Consider the following 15855-nt stretch of genomic DNA (forward strand, 5'->3'; position numbering starts at 1 on the left):
GCCCCCTTATTGCGCCTGAACACGTAGTTCGGCACTACTGCGAGCGCGATGCCCGAGTAAACTTTTTACGTCGCTTGATATTGGTTTTACTAATTTGAACATCGGTAAGTACAGTTCAAAGTTAGCTAAAATGCTTTCTGCTCTGCACGAACCCGTAAGCTCTAAATGCTCAGCAATTAAACCGCGCAAATGCTCTTGATGCGATGTTAATTCATCCAGCGTTACTATTTCTACTAGCTCTGGATTAATGCGTTTTTCAAAATCATTTCGCTCATCTAAAATATAAGCAAAACCACCGGTCATACCCGCACCAAAGTTAACACCTACATTACCAAGTACACATACAACGCCGCCCGTCATGTATTCACAACCGTTATCACCTACGCCTTCTACAACCGCTTGCACGCCAGAGTTACGCACTGCAAATCGCTCGCCGGCACAACCTGCAGCAAACAGTTTGCCACCCGTTGCGCCGTATAAACATGTGTTGCCTGCAATTGTTGCTTTATGACTTTCAAAAGATGAACCAAGTGGCGGACGAATAACTAACTTACCACCTGCCATGCCTTTGCCTACATAATCGTTAGCATCGCCAACGAGTGTCATTTCAAGGCCACCAGCATTCCACACGCCAAATGATTGGCCCGCTGTACCGTGTAGCTCAATTGCTACAGGGTCAGCCGCCATACCTTGGTTGCCATGTTTATCGGCAATATAGCCAGAAAGCATTGCACCAACCGAGCGATCTGTATTACAAATTCGGCTCACTAGCGAAATACCGCTTGAAGTATCGATAGCGTCTTGTGCTTTAGCTAATAAACTTTCGTTTAACTCACCTAAGTAATGCGAGCTGTTAGGCGCACTACAATAAAGAGTCTCACCTGTTGGGTTATTTGGTTGAGCAATAACAGACGATAAATCAATTTTTTTCTGTTTTGCTGTTTTACCTTCAATTGCTTCAAGCAAATCTAAACGACCGATTAAATCAGTTAAGTTTACAACACCCAAGCTTGCCATGATTTCACGTGCTTCTTGCGCTATAAACTTAAAGTAGTTCATCGCCATTTCTGGTAAGCCGTGGTAATGCTTTTGACGAAGTGTTTCGTCTTGTGTTGCAACACCGGTCGCACAGTTATTTAAGTGGCAAATACGTAAGTATTTACAACCAAGCGCAACCATTGGACCTGTACCAAAGCCAAAGCTTTCTGCACCTAAAATTGCCGCTTTAATTATATCTAAACCCGTTTTTAAGCCACCATCTGTTTGCAAGCGAATACGATGACGAAGGCCATTTTCAACAAGGGCTTGCTGCGTTTCTGCAAGTCCTAGTTCCCATGGGCTACCTGCATATTTAACTGAAGTAAGTGGGCTTGCGCCTGTACCGCCGTCGTAGCCAGAAATAGTAATTAAATCGGCATACGCTTTAGCAACACCCGTTGCAATGGTTCCTACGCCTGGTTCTGAAACCAGTTTTACAGAAATAAGTGCTTTAGGGTTTACTTGTTTCAAATCGAAAATTAGCTGTGCTAAATCTTCAATTGAGTAAATATCGTGATGTGGTGGTGGCGAAATTAATGTAACACCTGGAACAGAATAACGAAGCTTAGCAATATACGGGGTTACTTTTTCACCCGGTAATTGACCGCCTTCGCCTGGTTTTGCACCTTGCGCTACTTTAATTTGAATAACGTCAGCACTGCGTAAGTAATGCGGGGTTACGCCAAATCGACCTGAAGCGACTTGCTTAATACGCGAGTTTTTCTCGGTACCATAACGCAGCTTATCTTCGCCGCCTTCACCAGAGTTTGAACAACCCCCTAAGCGGTTCATTGCAATTGCTAGCGCCTCATGCGCTTCTGGCGATAATGCACCAATACTCATTGCCGCTGAATCAAAACGCTTATATAGGTTTTCTGCAGGCTCTACATCATCGATACTAATGCCTTGCTCTGGAATTTTAAGCGCAAGCATGTCACGTAAAGTGGCAATAGGACGCGTATTAACAAGTTTTGCATATTCACTGTAATCTCTATATTCACCAGAACGAACTGCTTTTTGCAGGGTTTGGATTACATCTGGATTATAAGCATGATACTCGCCACCATGTACGTACTTAAACAAGCCGCCGTGGCTTAATAATTTACGTTTGCTTAAAGCAAGTTTATGCAAACTTTGTTGATCGTCATCAAAGTCGGTAAAACATGCACCTTGTATACGACTTGCAACACCTTTAAAGCACATTTCAACAATAGCGTCAGATAAACCAACCGCTTCAAACAACATTGAACAACGATATGATGCAACCGTACTTATGCCCATTTTAGACATGATTTTGTATAAGCCTTTATTAATGGCTTTACGGTAAGCAAGAGTCACCTCGCAGTACGATTTATTAATAATTTTGCTGTCGCTCATCGCAACAAGCGACTCATACGCTAGGTATGGGTAAATTGCTGTAGCACCAAAACCTAATAACACAGCAAACTGATGTGCATCACGTACGCTACCGGTTTCAATGATAACGTTTGATTCACAACGAAGGTTGTTATCAACTAAACGTTTTTGTACAGCACCTACAGCCATAGCTGCTGGAATTGGTAAATTTACTTCATCAAAGTTACGGTCAGTTAAAATAAGCATAATACAGCCAGCGGCTGCTTTTTCTTGTGCTTGGTCACAAATACGCGTGACCGCGTTTTCTAAACCTTCTTCAACTGTGTAGGTAATATCAATTTTACAGTAGCTGTAATGCGCTTCATCAGCATTTAATAGCTGCTGCATGTCTGCGTACATTAAAATTGGTGTATCGAACTGTAGACGCTTAGCGTGGCCTGTTGTTTCGTTAAATACGTTTTGTTCACTACCAATACATGTAGCAAGCGACATTACATGGTTTTCACGCAGTGGATCGATAGGTGGATTTGTTACTTGTGCAAATTTTTGGCGGAAGTAATCATAAAGCGAACGATGCCCTTCACTAAGCACTGCAAATGGCGTGTCATCACCCATTGAGCCGGTTGCTTCTTGGCCATTTTCACCCATTACACGAATAACGCTATCAAGTTCTTCGTTGGTATAACCAAACATTTTTTGATATTTAACTAACGTTTCGTCATCAAATGAGCGATTACCGGCGTCTTGTTCAGTCAGCTCTTCAAATGGAACTAAACGCTTAACGTTCTCCTCAAGCCATGACTTGTAAGGATGGCGAGACTTTAAATCTTGATCGATTTCATCTGAGTGCCAAATTTTGCCAAGCTTAGTATCAATAACTAATAATTCACCTGGACCAACACGGCCTTTTTCAACGACTTCATCGGCAGTGTAATCCCAAATACCCACTTCTGATGCAAGCGTAATAAAGCCATCTTGTGTAATTACATAACGCGCTGGGCGCAATCCATTACGGTCAAGGTTACACGCCGCAAAACGACCATCCGACATAACAATACCTGCCGGGCCATCCCATGGTTCCATATGCATAGAGTTAAAGTCGTAAAATGCACGTAAATCGTCGTCCATTGCACGGTTTTTCTGCCATGCCGGTGGTACGAGCATACGCATAGCGCGGAATAAATCCATGCCACCAGCTAAAAATAGCTCAAGCATATTATCTAGGCTTGATGAATCAGAGCCGGTTTCGTTTACAAACGGCGCTGCGCTTTGTAAATCAGGAATAAGCGGTGACGCAAACTTATATGAACGTGCACGTGCCCACTGTCGGTTACCTTCAATAGTATTAATTTCACCATTGTGTGCTAAATAGCGGAAAGGTTGAGCTAAAGGCCAACGCGGCTGAGTATTAGTAGAAAAGCGCTGATGGAAAACACAAATCGCACTCGTCATACGAATATCAGCTAAATCTAGGTAAAAATTTGGTAAATCTGCAGGCATCATTAAGCCTTTATAGATAGTTACCAAACCAGATAGACTTGCGATATAGAAAGCTTCGTCATCAACAATACGCTTCTCAGCGCGGCGGCGTGCTACATATAAGCGACGCTCTAAGTCTTTAGAACGCCAACCTTCTGGCGCGCTAACAAAAATTTGTTCAAAACCTGGTAATTGCTGTACAGCAATAGGACCGAGCATTGATGGGTCGGTTGGCACAACGCGCCAACCTAAAATATTTAACGTTTCTTTTTCTAATTCTTCGCTAAGTATTTGTTTTGCAGCTTGCGCTAAAACAGGGTCTGAATTTAAAAAAATCATACCTACTGCGTAGTTTTTGCCTAAGTGCCAATTATGTTCACTAGCTATAGCACGGAAAAAGCTATCTGGTTTTTGTAATAATAAACCACAGCCATCACCTGTTTTACCATCGGCAGATATACCACCACGGTGCTGCATGCGATCAAGCCCCGTAATAGCAGTACGAATAAGCCTATGACTAGCTTGACCATTAACTTGGGCTATTAAGCCAAAGCCACAATTTTCTTTTTCTAACTTTGAGTCGTATAACATAGACCCCTCCCCTTGCTGCACTGTTAGCGTGGATGAACTGCTCGACGATTTGCTAACAGACGGACAAAACTAGCCTCTATCTTAAATAGAGTCAATAGCACTTTGAATACATATTCACATTCTTGAATATTTCTCACTTCATAGCAAGATTTCTTTTTATCATTATTTTTAACATTTAGCGTTATTTCAACCGCTATTTTTTCATGACACTGGTGTCAAGTTTAACAGACTGTAAAAAACACGAGACCTTACAGCGACAGCTTACGTAAACGTAAATCCGGGCTTCAGTGAATAAGTATTCAATTACAGGTAAGCTATTCAGTTACATTTAGATAGTTTTATTCTCTTTTTGTAAATTTTAGGTTTAACCTCCCTCTATTTTGATGATGATGAGTATAGTTACTATAATTTGCGGCATTTTTAATCTATTAATAATGAATTTTTATTTACTACATTAATCTAAGTTGAGATATTATTCACATGACCAATATACTATTTAAACAGTGTATCCCTATTAATAGAAATACACTGTTTAGCAAATCGTTGGCTTAGCGTTACCAGCCAACTTAACTAACTTTTTAACTAACTTGATTAAGCACGACATCTGGGAAATATTGACGTAATATCTTATTTTGGAAAGCGTCGTTAAAACGGCAATTTATGATAATAACAAACCGTTCAAAAGGGATATCATCTTTTAGAGGCTCTATAGATGATACATTATGAAATACTTCATTATCTCTAATGTGCATAATTTCACCCGGTACTAAGGTTGTGTGGGTTATTTTTCGCTGACCGGCTTTATCCTCATAAAGCGTATTCTCCCCTCCAGTTACATTCTCCCTGCTTACCACCAGTATGCTTAAAAACTGACTACCATCTTGATGAATTCCTTGACCTTGAAGAGGGTCAATCGACTGCGCTCCTTTTATGCCATTTATCTGCATTAAAATTGGCTCTTCGGGATTAATACCCCAAAGCGCAGCCCATGCTTTTATAAATGATTGCACATCATTTCGCGCTAAAAACCCTCTATCTAAAGCCGGATAATACCGTAATTTGTCTGCCATTGTTTGTGCATCATTATAGCTTCCACCTTGCGCCATAGGACAATCATCAAGGGTATTAATTTCGCCTGATTGATCCAAGTAAATCCACGACATCCTTTTCCACCGCGCGTCAACATAAGTATCTCTCGGTAAGTCTTCTAGGTAATGTTGCCATTCAGCTAAGTTAATATGCTCATTGATATCTACTTTACTCCAGCTTCCCTGCAAAATATCTTGGGTTACATGTTGTGGCCAGTATGAGTAATAGTTCGGTAGAGGTTGTACACTTGTTATTCTTACGTGTTCATAATTAATATTTTTCATTTTTTTCCCATTTACACAAATGACAAGCAACATTGCTTATCTAAATTTCACAGTGTTAACTTAAAATTAACGCCGTGAATTTTATTACATAAAAGGTACAAAAAATAAAAAACTACAGTAAAGCGGTAAGATCTGATGTGCTGCGTGGGTTAAAACTCATTCAATTAAAGCACTATTTCGTTTGTCAAAATATTTATTCAAGCAGGTCTGAGAAGGTGATAACACATAAGTTGTATATAGGTAGTTATGCAAAGCATCATATACCGAAATCACCTAGAGATGCAGAGCGCAGCGTCTCACTGGGGCTTATACCAATCTGCTTATATATGGGGTCTATTTAACGTTAAGAAAATTACGCTAGAACTAGGCAAAAATTTTTGTATCTAGTTGTTCTCGGCAATTGCTCCCTGCATTGCTCTACCTCCTACCTCCTACCTCCTGCATCCATGCAGTCGTAAATAAAAAATTTTTAACGACGTTATAGTGCAATTTAATTCGTTAAATTGATCAAAGATTTATGCAGGTTGGTATTAATATCAAGGTGATCCTTTAAATGAGCAAAATGCCGAAAGTAAGTGCCTGTGAAACGCCAAAGGGTTGGTGTTAAAACTTACACTTTGAGTGTGGTTTGGGTATAGATGAAATTGATACTAAGCGTGTTATTCTTGTAATAGTGAATTTTATTTACTAACCTAACCGCAACGGACACTATTTATGTCCGCATACATATTAATAATCTCGAAAAATAAAACCGTCTGAATTTCAAGGCTTTAATAATTGGCACGCTACCAGAGCGTGTTGTTCTTTGTGGATTGGAGTTTGTTCAATCAAGGGGCGATTTAATTGCGGCGTAAGGCTTGTAACCAAGTGGGCTAAGTAATACCAATTCCAATAAATAGCTGATCTATTTTACTTGCTAAAACAACCCATTTCTTTGTTGTAAATTTCGCAAAGGGAACAACCATTTACATCAATTTACGCCTAGAACTGAATTATTTTTTCGGCGTAAAATTTAGATCACATACTTAATGGAATTGGTATAAAGGTTTATAGTAAAAATTATAGTGCTGGTAATACCTCATTTATAAAAACAACAAAGCCACTTTAAAAGTGGCTTTGTGTTTAAAGAGCTTAATAACCTGAGTTCAGGTTGAGTAATAAATTACTCTGCGTCAGCTTCTTTATATTTAGCAGCAGTTTCGGTAATTAACGGCTGTAACTCACCGCGTTGGAACATTTCAATAATAATGTCACAACCACCAACTAATTCGCCATCTACCCATAATTGCGGGAATGTTGGCCAATTTGCGTATGCTGGAAGTTCAGCACGAATGTCTGGATTAAGTAAAATATCAACGTATGCAAATGGTTCACCACATGACATTAGCGCTTGTGATGCTTGTGAAGAAAAACCACAATTTGGTAATTTTGGTGACCCTTTCATGAAAAGGATTATTGGGTTTTCTGAAATTTGCTGTTTAATTTTATCAATGGTTTCCATCTACAACCTCAAAGTAACGATAGCTAAATATATTTAGGTCTTGAAAATAACGCATCGTGACCATAAATATATAACTTAAAATGGGCAAATAAAGCCGCAATTGAAATAGTCTTTCGCAATAGCATTGCTGTTTGCTTAAACTTGAGTAAAATACTCAACAATTATAGTAACACTATATTACCGCTTGGTATAGGTAAGCGCTCTGTTCCAACAGGCATTACGTATTACCAAATGGACTATCAACCAAAGAAGATGGAGATAAAAAAATGGCATTTGAACTACCGTCACTACCATATGCAATCGACGCACTTGAGCCACATATTTCAAAAGAAACACTAGAGTTTCACCATGGCAAGCACCACAACACTTACGTGGTTAAGCTTAATGGTTTAATCCCTGGTACTGAGTTTGAAAACAAATCTCTAGAAGAGATCGTATGTTCATCAGAAGGCGGCGTATTTAACAACGCAGCACAAATCTGGAACCATACTTTTTACTGGAACAGCTTATCTCCAAACGGCGGCGGCGAGCCTACTGGCGCAGTTGCTGATGCAATCAACGCTAAATGGGGTTCTTTTGATGCGTTTAAAGATGCATTAAATGACAAAGCAGTAAATAACTTTGGTTCAAGCTGGACGTGGTTAGTTAAGCTTGCTGATGGTTCACTAGACATCGTTAATACATCTAACGCTGCTACACCATTGACTGATGATGGCGTTACTCCAATCCTTACAGTGGATTTATGGGAACACGCTTACTACATTGATTACCGTAACGTTCGTCCAGACTACCTTAAAGGTTTTTGGTCGCTTGTTAACTGGGAATTCGCGAACGCTAACTTCGCTTAATTAGCCTTTAAACGCTAATGTAAAAAAGACGCTTAGGCGTCTTTTTTTTGAATTGAAATTTATTCAATGTAGGATCGATTTATATCATAGTTCCCACCTTGCCTAAATACCAAACAGTCTGCTACATACTCAACTACCAAAGATCAATACGCCATGATAACGTTATACCGTGTTAATTTTTTTGTTTTAGAATTGGTACACAACAAGGACATTAAAGCATTAAATAAAGCTCACTCAGCGCAGTAATAATTGAGTAATCATGAACGCCTAACATTTCAGCGTGAGATGCTAATATTAGGGGTAGATTGTCCGCCTAGCACCTCCCTCATAAAATGAATAACAAAAAACTTCTCATACTGATCGACTTAGTAGAATATGCAAAAACGCCATTACAACACGCTAAACAATAGACATTAAAAAATAACAAACACATTGACGTTGTTGCCTTTAGTTTTGAAGAAACTGGCAATATATTACCTTCATTATCGCCTGAAAAAATACTGGCGATTCAAGAAGAGCAACTCGCGCAACTAAGAGTTGAGCTTGAGCCTCAATTAGAAAAAGAGTTAGCGGGCTGTATTATGTATTTCAAGCTGTTAGGCACTAATCACCCAAGCAATGGCTAAACGAAGACATAAACGTATCAATCTACGATATGGCCATTAAAACCAGGCATATTGATGAGGAAACTCAATTTAGCGATCTTGATTGGCGGCTTATTCGTTTTTCGCCTATCCCGCTTTATTTAGCCGCTGATAATAAATGGCGAAAGAATAACAACGAATTAGCTGCTGTCGATCTTGGTAGTGAAAAAGCATCTAAATATGAGTTAAACCAGGCGATTACTAACTGAGGCTTAGATTATGCCTGTTCAAAGGTGCGAGTTTTATGCATGTTATACCGTGCATGTTTCCCCCTATTTTAAGAGACTTAGACATTGTTTTTTCAGACGAACAAGTACTCAACGCATTTGAAAAACCACCTATAGTTCAACGAAATCTAATTAATGAACATAATTTACGAGATAAGTTACATATTAAAGCAGGCTTGGCAGAGCAAGTCATACAAAGCTTAACCGCAAAATTCATTGGCAACACAGCAGAAAAAATAATGCGGTTACTTAAAACTGACTTGCTTATTTTACCGCCGCACTCGATTTAAAGAGTGTTTGATATAAAAAATGACGCTTAAGCGTCATTTTTTATATCAGCATAGGTAGTTACTTTATTTCGCCCTGTATTTTTTGAGTGATACAGTGCTTTATCAGCAGCTTCAATCCAACGTTCATGATTTTTAAATTCATGATTCAAGCAAGCTAAGCCAATACTTACAGTCATCTTAATCTCATTATTTTTGTAAAGTACAGGGCTTGATTCAATCAACTGCCTTAAGCGCTCAGCAAATACAATTGAACCTTTTTTATCAGTATCTAGCAATGTGATTACAAATTCTTCACCACCGTAGCGCCCCGCTATATCCGTTTCACGTAATGCTGAGCGTAGTAATTTAGCAAGATGCCGTAAAGCCTCATCACCACAGCTATGTCCATATTTGTCATTAACTTTTTTAAAGTGATCAATGTCGAACATTAATAAAGCGCTACAGCCTTCGCTGCGTTTTGTACGTAAGTATTCTTGCTTTAGCAGAGCTTCCCAATGACCTCGATTTGCTAACTGTGTTAAATTATCGATTTGGCTCATTCTCTCAAGCTTTTTATTTAAATCTTCTAATTCTTTCTTATTTACTGCAATATCAGTTACATCATACAGAATAATACAAATATGACTCACCTCAGCCCTTATATTGGTCAATGGGATAAATGTCGCATTTTGGTACATATATTCAGCTTTGCCCGTAATTGGACGATAGTTTTTAAAGCGAAATATATAAGGCTGCTGCTCCCAAATAGTAAATGAGCGATTTTTTAACACAAACACAGACTCAGATTTACTTCTAAACCATTTTTCATTAATCGTTGGAAATAAATCAAATAAATCTTTGTGCTTTACCGCACTTGGTAACAATCCTGAATGGTTTTCCATAAAACCATTCCATACACATACCTTATAATCTCTATCGAGCACTACAAGGCCTACGTCAACGGTATTAAACATATCCATTAACCAATGGATCTCATTCATTTCTAGATCAGCAGCCATAACTTAATCTTCTAATAGGTAAGCAACTTTGTACTTCAAAGTTTTAAGTGAATCTTCAGTAAATAACAGCATGAGATCGCAATTTATATCATGGTTTTCAATACCGTAACTAATCTCTATAGCAAGCGTACGCTGCCAATGCGACTTATTTGACTTTACCAGCTCAGATACGTCTCTGTGCTGACCAAGTACAATCGGGTGCCCTTGGCTAAATGACATATCGAGCTGTTTTGAAAGGCCGGTTAAAATAGCTCCAATTAGAATATTACTTATATCCATAAGCAGCTCAAGTTCAACTTTATCGTTTAACTCGCCATCATAATTCATCAACGACGCTATTTCTTTGAAGCTTGAATCATTTAGGAGTAATAGCGCTTCGCCTGATACGCCTCCACCTATAAACCCTTGGCAAACACCCGAGGTAGAAGCATTATTGTCGATAGAACGTAGTGCCATATCTAGCTCACTAACTTCTAATATATTAACGTTAGGAATAGGGAGCTTTACAAACACATTGAGAAGACGAGCAAGTAAATCCCCTGCTTGTCCCATGGCAATATTAGTTAGCTCTTGGTATATATCACGTACATCAGGATCAATTTGCTCACCTAATGAATTAGAAAGCCGCTCACGAATAGCTTTGTCTTTTATTCCATGGTGTTCAATTATGCTGGCTAGTTTTTCGGGGGAACATGGTTTTTGAATGAAATCGATAGCACCCAGTTCAAGCACTCTTTGATGTGCACTTGGTTGTATATCACCAGAAACCACAACCGTGAGTATATTAAGCCCAAGTTCTTTTATGGCGATTAATACTTCATAGCCATCCATTTCAGGCATATTCAAATCGAGAAAAAGTATCTCAGGTTCAATTTGTTTTATTTGCTTAATGCAATCAACGCCGTCAATTGCAAATTCAATTTCGATATCCCAATCTTCAGGTAATGAGCGAGCTAGCTGCCGCCTCGCTAATTTTGAATCATCACATATTAATACCGATGTTGGCATATTATCTCTCTATTTCTAAACCCGTCATAAGTATTTAATGATTTTAAAGGTTTTTATTATTCAAGATTTTTGTAACTTCATGTTAATCAAAATTTATCTCAGTTACAATATTCATATCCCAGAACTGATCCCTACTCCATTAGGTCCATAATCGCTTGGTTACTATTGTGCAGTATAATACACTGAGGCCCATTGCGTTAATTTAAAAGGAAATACTTATGTTACGTTCACTTGCCTTTGCTTTGAGTGCATTTTGCTCTGTGGCTATTGCAGCAGACTATCCAGAAAATACACTTGATGTAGGAAAAGTATCCGCACAAGGCAAACCAGTCACTTTATTAGGTCAAGGTGTCTCAGTAGGAGATAGTGCGCCAAACTTTAAAGTTGTTGATGACAACTTCATCCCGGTAACACTTGAGGATTACAAAGGCCAAGCTGTATTGATAAGTGTAGTGCCAAGTCTTGATACAGGTATTTGTAGCCTGCAAACAAAACACTTTAACGAAAAAGTAGCCTCGCAATTTCCAAGTGTTGTAATGCTAACAATTAGTGCAGATTTACCTTTTGCTCAAAAGCGTTTTTGCAAAGCCGAAAATATCGATAAAATCACTACGTTATCAGATTCTGTTTGGCGAGATTTTGGCCAAAAATACGGATTGATTATTAAAGATATGGGCTTATTAACGCGAGCTGTACTTATTTTAGATGAAAGCCATAACATCATTTATAAACAATTAGTTGGTAGCCTTTCTACTGAACCAGAATATAGCAGTGTGATTGAAAAACTTAAAACGTTGTAATACGCATATAAGCAGTACTAATTAATATTAGACGGCCTTAAAACAAAAAACCGCCAATTGGCGGTTTTTTAATGTGCTTTTATAATTAACCTAAAAGCTCACCAAGTTGTGAACTAACGGCTTCAACAGCTTGCGTACCATCTAGTTTGTGGTATTGAGTATTACCAGCAGCAGCCTCTGCTTGGTAGTAATCAACTAATGGCATAGTTTGCTCGTGATAAATACCTAAACGTTTACGTACTGTCTCTTCGGTATCATCAGCGCGAACAATTAAGTCCTCGCCAGTTTCGTTGTCTTTACCTTCCACTTTTGGTGGATTATATACAATATGGTAAACACGACCAGAACCAGGATGAACACGACGTCCGCCCATGCGCTCAACAATCACTTCGTCAGCAACATCAAATTCAATAACGTGATCAACCACTACGCCATTTTCTTTCATTGCATCAGCTTGAGGAATTGTGCGTGGGAAGCCATCAAGTAAAAAGCCTTTTTCACAATCCGCTTTAGTAATACGCTCTTTTACTAAACCAATAATAATATCATCAGAAATTAGTTGACCAGCATCCATTACTTTTTTTGCTTCCAGGCCTAGTGGTGTGCCTTCTTTAATTGCTGCACGTAACATATCGCCAGTAGAAATTTGTGGAATACCGTATTTGTCCATTAAAAACTGAGCTTGAGTACCTTTACCTGCACCCGGCGCGCCCAAAAGAATAATGCGCATATTATTGTCCTCTAGTATGGATAATTATTTTAAAGCCTGAATTCTTCCACAAGCGCCGCAGATACTCAAGCAACTTATACTAATTGATGAGTCGCAGGTGTATTTTCAGCGCATTAAAAAAGGGAACACACGTTCCCTTTTATTTAAAGTATATTATTTATACTTTATGTCCAAGTTCAGGACTAATTTAGTAGTTAACTGACTACTTGCTTAGTTCAAGCATAAGCTTGTTTAAGCGAGTAACAAATCCTGTTGGATCTTTAAGTGTACCGCGCTCTGCAAGTAATGCTTGGTCTAGTAAAACATGTGACCACTGTGAAAACTTATCTTCATCTTGTTCGTCATTCAAATGCTTAACAAGTTGATGCTCTGGGTTTAGCTCAAACACAGGTTTAGCTTCAGGGGCTGCTTGACCAACAGATTCCATTAGCTTTTGCATTTGTGAGCTCATGTCATTGTCGTCGCTTACAACACATGCTGGAGAGTCTGTTAAGCGGTGCGTAAAGCGTACTTCTTTAACGTCTTCACCAAGTGATGTTTTAATACGCTCTACAAGGCCAGCCATTTCTTTCTCAGACTCTTCTTGTGCTTTTTTAGTTTCTTCGTCGTCAAGCTTGCCTAAGTCTAAATCACCACGCGTGATTGACTGTAGTTGCTTATCAGCAAACTCAGTTAAGTGGCTCATCATCCACTCATCAACACGGTCACTTAGTAGTAGTACTTCAATGCCTTTTTTGCGGAAGATTTCTAAATGCGGTGAGTTTTTCGCAGAAGTAAATGTATCAGCTACTACGTAGTAAATCTTATCTTGACCTTCGTTCATGCGCTCAACATATTGCTCAAGCGACACATCTTGCGTCTCTGAATCAGTATGAGTAGACGAAAAACGTAATAGCTTACACACAGCTTCTTTATTTGCTGCATCTTCAGCTGGGCCTTCTTTCATTACTTGGCCAAACTCATTCCAAAACACTTGGTAATCGTCAGCTTTGTTTTTAGCCATACGCTCAAGCATTTTAATAATGCGCGATGTACACCCTTTACGAATAGCTTGCGTTACTTTGTTGTCTTGTAGAATTTCACGAGATACGTTTAACGGTAAATCGTTTGAATCTAGTAAACCTTTTACAAAGCGAAGGTAGCTTGGCATAAACTGCTCAGCATCATCCATTACAAATACACGTTGTACGTAAAGTTTTAAGCCACTTTGGCGTTCACGGTTCCATAAATCGAAAGGTGCTTTTTTAGGGATGTATAAAAGGCTGGTGTATTCAGTTTTGCCTTCAACTTTATTGTGCGCCCAGCTAAGTGGATCTTCCCAGTCGTGGCTTACGTGCTTGTAAAACTCTTTGTATTCTTCATCAGAAAGCTCTGACTTATCACGCGTCCACAGTGCAGTTGCACGGTTAATGCTTTCCCACTCACCTGGTACTGCTGGGATTTTTTCGCCGTCTTCGCCTTCAGACTCTGGAACTTCTGCTTTGAACATTTGTACTGGTGTAGAAATATGGTCTGAGTATTTAGTAACAATGCCACGCAGGCGGTAATCGTCAGCAAATTCTTTTTCTTCATCACGAAGATGTAGAATAATGTCGGTACCACGGCCTTCTTTTTCAATTTCTTGAAGCGTGTATTCGCCTTCACCTTGAGATTCCCACTCGTAAGCTGTTGTTTCACCCGCTTTACGTGTACGAACAGTTACTAAATCGGCAACAATAAATGCTGAGTAAAAACCAACACCAAATTGGCCAATTAGCTGTGAATCTTTACTTTGATCACCCGTTAAGTTTTTGAAAAACTCAGCAGTACCCGATTTTGCAATAGTACCCAATGAGCTTATTACTTCATCGCGTGTCATACCAATACCATTATCAGAAATAGTAATGGTGTTAGCTTCTTTATCTGCGCTAATACGAACACGTAAATCGGCATCACCTTGGTAAAGGTCGCCTTGAGATAGCGCTAAAAAGCGTAACTTGTCTGCCGCATCTGATGCGTTTGACACAAGTTCGCGTAAAAATATTTCTTTATTAGAATAAAGAGAATGAATCATTAAGTTTAATAATTGTTTTACTTCTGTTTGAAAGCCTAATGTTTCTTTTTGTGCTGCAGTCATTTATATATCTCCAATTTGCAAAGTGTCTGCGTTATGCACTTAATATGGGGTGACGTGTTAGAACTTCAAGGGAAAAATTAAAAAAAGGTGAAACGAAAAAACAGAGTATCTCGCTTATCTAAAATGGATGTGGGCAATTAATATGGATTTTCTCGCCACTTACTGGGTGCTCAAAATATAAATCGCTGGCATGTAATTGTAAGCGCTCTGCCATGTATTCACTTTGCTCACTTTTATATAAATCGCAACCTAAAATAGGATGGCCTATAAACTGGCTGTGTATTCGTAACTGATGAGTACGCCCAGTAACAGGCGTAAATTGCACTAAGGTTCTATTTGGGCTCTGCAGTCTTTCAAGCACTTTGTATTCAGTCACTGCAGCTTTGCCAGTAATTTGGCAAATTTTAACACGCGGAAAAAGCAGTTTGTCTTTCGCTATTGGTGCAGTGATTTGCCCTTCATTACTAGCCAAGCTCCCTTCTAGCATCGCTACATAACGCTTTTGAATAGTACGTGCCTGAAACTGTTTATTAAGGTGCTTTGACGCAATCGCGTTTAATCCAACAATCATAATACCCGATGTACCCAAATCTAACCGATGCGGTAACTTAGCCTCAGCAAAAGCGGCTGCTAACCCTTCCTGCCCATGTACCAAACGATAATGTACTGAGTCCCAGTTAAGTGGGTTTTTACCCGATAAACTCAATAGTCCACTGGGTTTATTGATCAATAAAATATCATCATCTTGGTATAATATTTCAATAAACCTATCGCATTTAGGCGCTACAAAGTCATCAATAATAATGTGTGGTTCTGAAGATGTATGCGATGTTGGGCCAGCCATTAAGTTAATCAT

General features: G+C 39.0%; 12 protein-coding genes. 4 read left to right on the forward strand and 8 right to left on the reverse strand.

Annotated features, from left to right (window positions below; all coding sequences use genetic code 11):
• Positions 1-6 precede the first annotated feature (6 nt).
• From gltB to PX700_RS01570, 3 genes are all read right to left on the reverse strand, one after another.
• Positions 7-4464 carry a glutamate synthase large subunit gene (gltB, locus tag PX700_RS01560; RefSeq protein ID WP_479519659.1) on the reverse strand — a complete coding sequence of 1486 codons (4458 nt, stop codon included), beginning with the start codon at positions 4462-4464 and terminating at the stop codon, positions 7-9.
• A gap of 578 nt (positions 4465-5042) precedes the next feature.
• The gene (locus PX700_RS01565; protein ID WP_415638636.1) at positions 5043-5837 is read right to left on the reverse strand and encodes a 2OG-Fe dioxygenase family protein; all 795 of its coding nucleotides are present in this window, start codon (positions 5835-5837) and stop codon (positions 5043-5045) included.
• 1162 nt (positions 5838-6999) lie between these two features.
• A complete protein-coding gene (locus PX700_RS01570; protein WP_004335359.1) occupies positions 7000-7338 on the reverse strand; it encodes a Grx4 family monothiol glutaredoxin in 339 nt (112 codons plus the stop codon).
• 266 nt (positions 7339-7604) lie between these two features.
• Between PX700_RS01570 and PX700_RS01575 the strand changes: the two genes are divergently transcribed.
• The 3 genes from PX700_RS01575 (at position 7605) to PX700_RS01585 (ending at position 9347) form a co-directional block, all read left to right on the forward strand.
• A complete protein-coding gene (locus tag PX700_RS01575; RefSeq protein ID WP_002960323.1) occupies positions 7605-8186 on the forward strand; it encodes a superoxide dismutase in 582 nt (193 codons plus the stop codon).
• A 655-nt stretch (positions 8187-8841) separates the two neighbouring features.
• Positions 8842-9039 (forward strand): hypothetical protein, encoded by a 198-nt coding sequence (locus tag PX700_RS01580; RefSeq protein ID WP_415638635.1) that lies wholly within the window; start codon positions 8842-8844, stop codon positions 9037-9039.
• A gap of 35 nt (positions 9040-9074) precedes the next feature.
• Positions 9075-9347 carry an adenine nucleotide alpha hydrolase family protein gene (locus PX700_RS01585; RefSeq protein WP_415638634.1) on the forward strand — a complete coding sequence of 91 codons (273 nt, stop codon included), beginning with the start codon at positions 9075-9077 and terminating at the stop codon, positions 9345-9347.
• 26 nt (positions 9348-9373) lie between these two features.
• On the opposite strand, the gene PX700_RS01590 is transcribed toward PX700_RS01585, so the two are convergent.
• Together PX700_RS01590 and PX700_RS01595 are read right to left on the reverse strand one after the other, a co-directional pair.
• Positions 9374-10345: a sensor domain-containing diguanylate cyclase gene (locus tag PX700_RS01590; protein ID WP_415638633.1), complete on the reverse strand. Its 972-nt coding sequence runs from the start codon at positions 10343-10345 to the stop codon at positions 9374-9376.
• 3 nt (positions 10346-10348) lie between these two features.
• Entirely contained in the window at positions 10349-11353 is a 1005-nt protein-coding gene (locus PX700_RS01595; RefSeq protein ID WP_415638632.1) for a response regulator, read from the reverse strand.
• Between the two features lie 218 nt (positions 11354-11571).
• Between PX700_RS01595 and tpx the strand changes: the two genes are divergently transcribed.
• Positions 11572-12153, forward strand: coding sequence for a thiol peroxidase (gene tpx, locus PX700_RS01600; RefSeq protein WP_479519660.1), 582 nt, complete (start codon positions 11572-11574; stop codon positions 12151-12153).
• Positions 12154-12238: 85 nt separating this feature from the next.
• Here the strand turns inward: tpx and adk are convergent, their stop codons facing one another.
• The 3 genes from adk to PX700_RS01615 all read right to left on the reverse strand — a co-directional run bounded on the left by adk (position 12239) and on the right by PX700_RS01615 (position 15855).
• Positions 12239-12883 carry an adenylate kinase gene (adk, locus tag PX700_RS01605; RefSeq protein WP_010553395.1) on the reverse strand — a complete coding sequence of 215 codons (645 nt, stop codon included), beginning with the start codon at positions 12881-12883 and terminating at the stop codon, positions 12239-12241.
• A gap of 202 nt (positions 12884-13085) precedes the next feature.
• A complete protein-coding gene (gene htpG / locus PX700_RS01610; RefSeq protein ID WP_479519661.1) occupies positions 13086-14999 on the reverse strand; it encodes a molecular chaperone HtpG in 1914 nt (637 codons plus the stop codon).
• 118 nt (positions 15000-15117) lie between these two features.
• Entirely contained in the window at positions 15118-15855 is a 738-nt protein-coding gene (locus tag PX700_RS01615) for an RluA family pseudouridine synthase (protein WP_479519662.1), read from the reverse strand.

This window comes from Pseudoalteromonas sp. TP27 (assembly GCF_056470645.1).

Bases quoted from the DNA above. Each gene is read 5' to 3' on its own strand.
- gltB (WP_479519659.1), bottom strand. From the start codon at position 4,464: ATGTTATACGACTCAAAGTTAGAAAAAGAAAATTGTGGCTTTGGCTTA.
- PX700_RS01565 (WP_415638636.1), bottom strand. From the start codon at position 5,837: ATGAAAAATATTAATTATGAACACGTAAGAATAACAAGTGTACAACCT.
- PX700_RS01570 (WP_004335359.1), bottom strand. From the start codon at position 7,338: ATGGAAACCATTGATAAAATTAAACAGCAAATTTCAGAAAACCCAATA.
- PX700_RS01575 (WP_002960323.1), top strand. From the start codon at position 7,605: ATGGCATTTGAACTACCGTCACTACCATATGCAATCGACGCACTTGAG.
- PX700_RS01580 (WP_415638635.1), top strand. From the start codon at position 8,842: ATGGCCATTAAAACCAGGCATATTGATGAGGAAACTCAATTTAGCGAT.
- PX700_RS01585 (WP_415638634.1), top strand. From the start codon at position 9,075: ATGCATGTTATACCGTGCATGTTTCCCCCTATTTTAAGAGACTTAGAC.
- PX700_RS01590 (WP_415638633.1), bottom strand. From the start codon at position 10,345: ATGGCTGCTGATCTAGAAATGAATGAGATCCATTGGTTAATGGATATG.
- PX700_RS01595 (WP_415638632.1), bottom strand. From the start codon at position 11,353: ATGCCAACATCGGTATTAATATGTGATGATTCAAAATTAGCGAGGCGG.
- tpx (WP_479519660.1), top strand. From the start codon at position 11,572: ATGTTACGTTCACTTGCCTTTGCTTTGAGTGCATTTTGCTCTGTGGCT.
- adk (WP_010553395.1), bottom strand. From the start codon at position 12,883: ATGCGCATTATTCTTTTGGGCGCGCCGGGTGCAGGTAAAGGTACTCAA.
- htpG (WP_479519661.1), bottom strand. From the start codon at position 14,999: ATGACTGCAGCACAAAAAGAAACATTAGGCTTTCAAACAGAAGTAAAA.
- PX700_RS01615 (WP_479519662.1), bottom strand. From the start codon at position 15,855: ATGATTAACTTAATGGCTGGCCCAACATCGCATACATCTTCAGAACCA.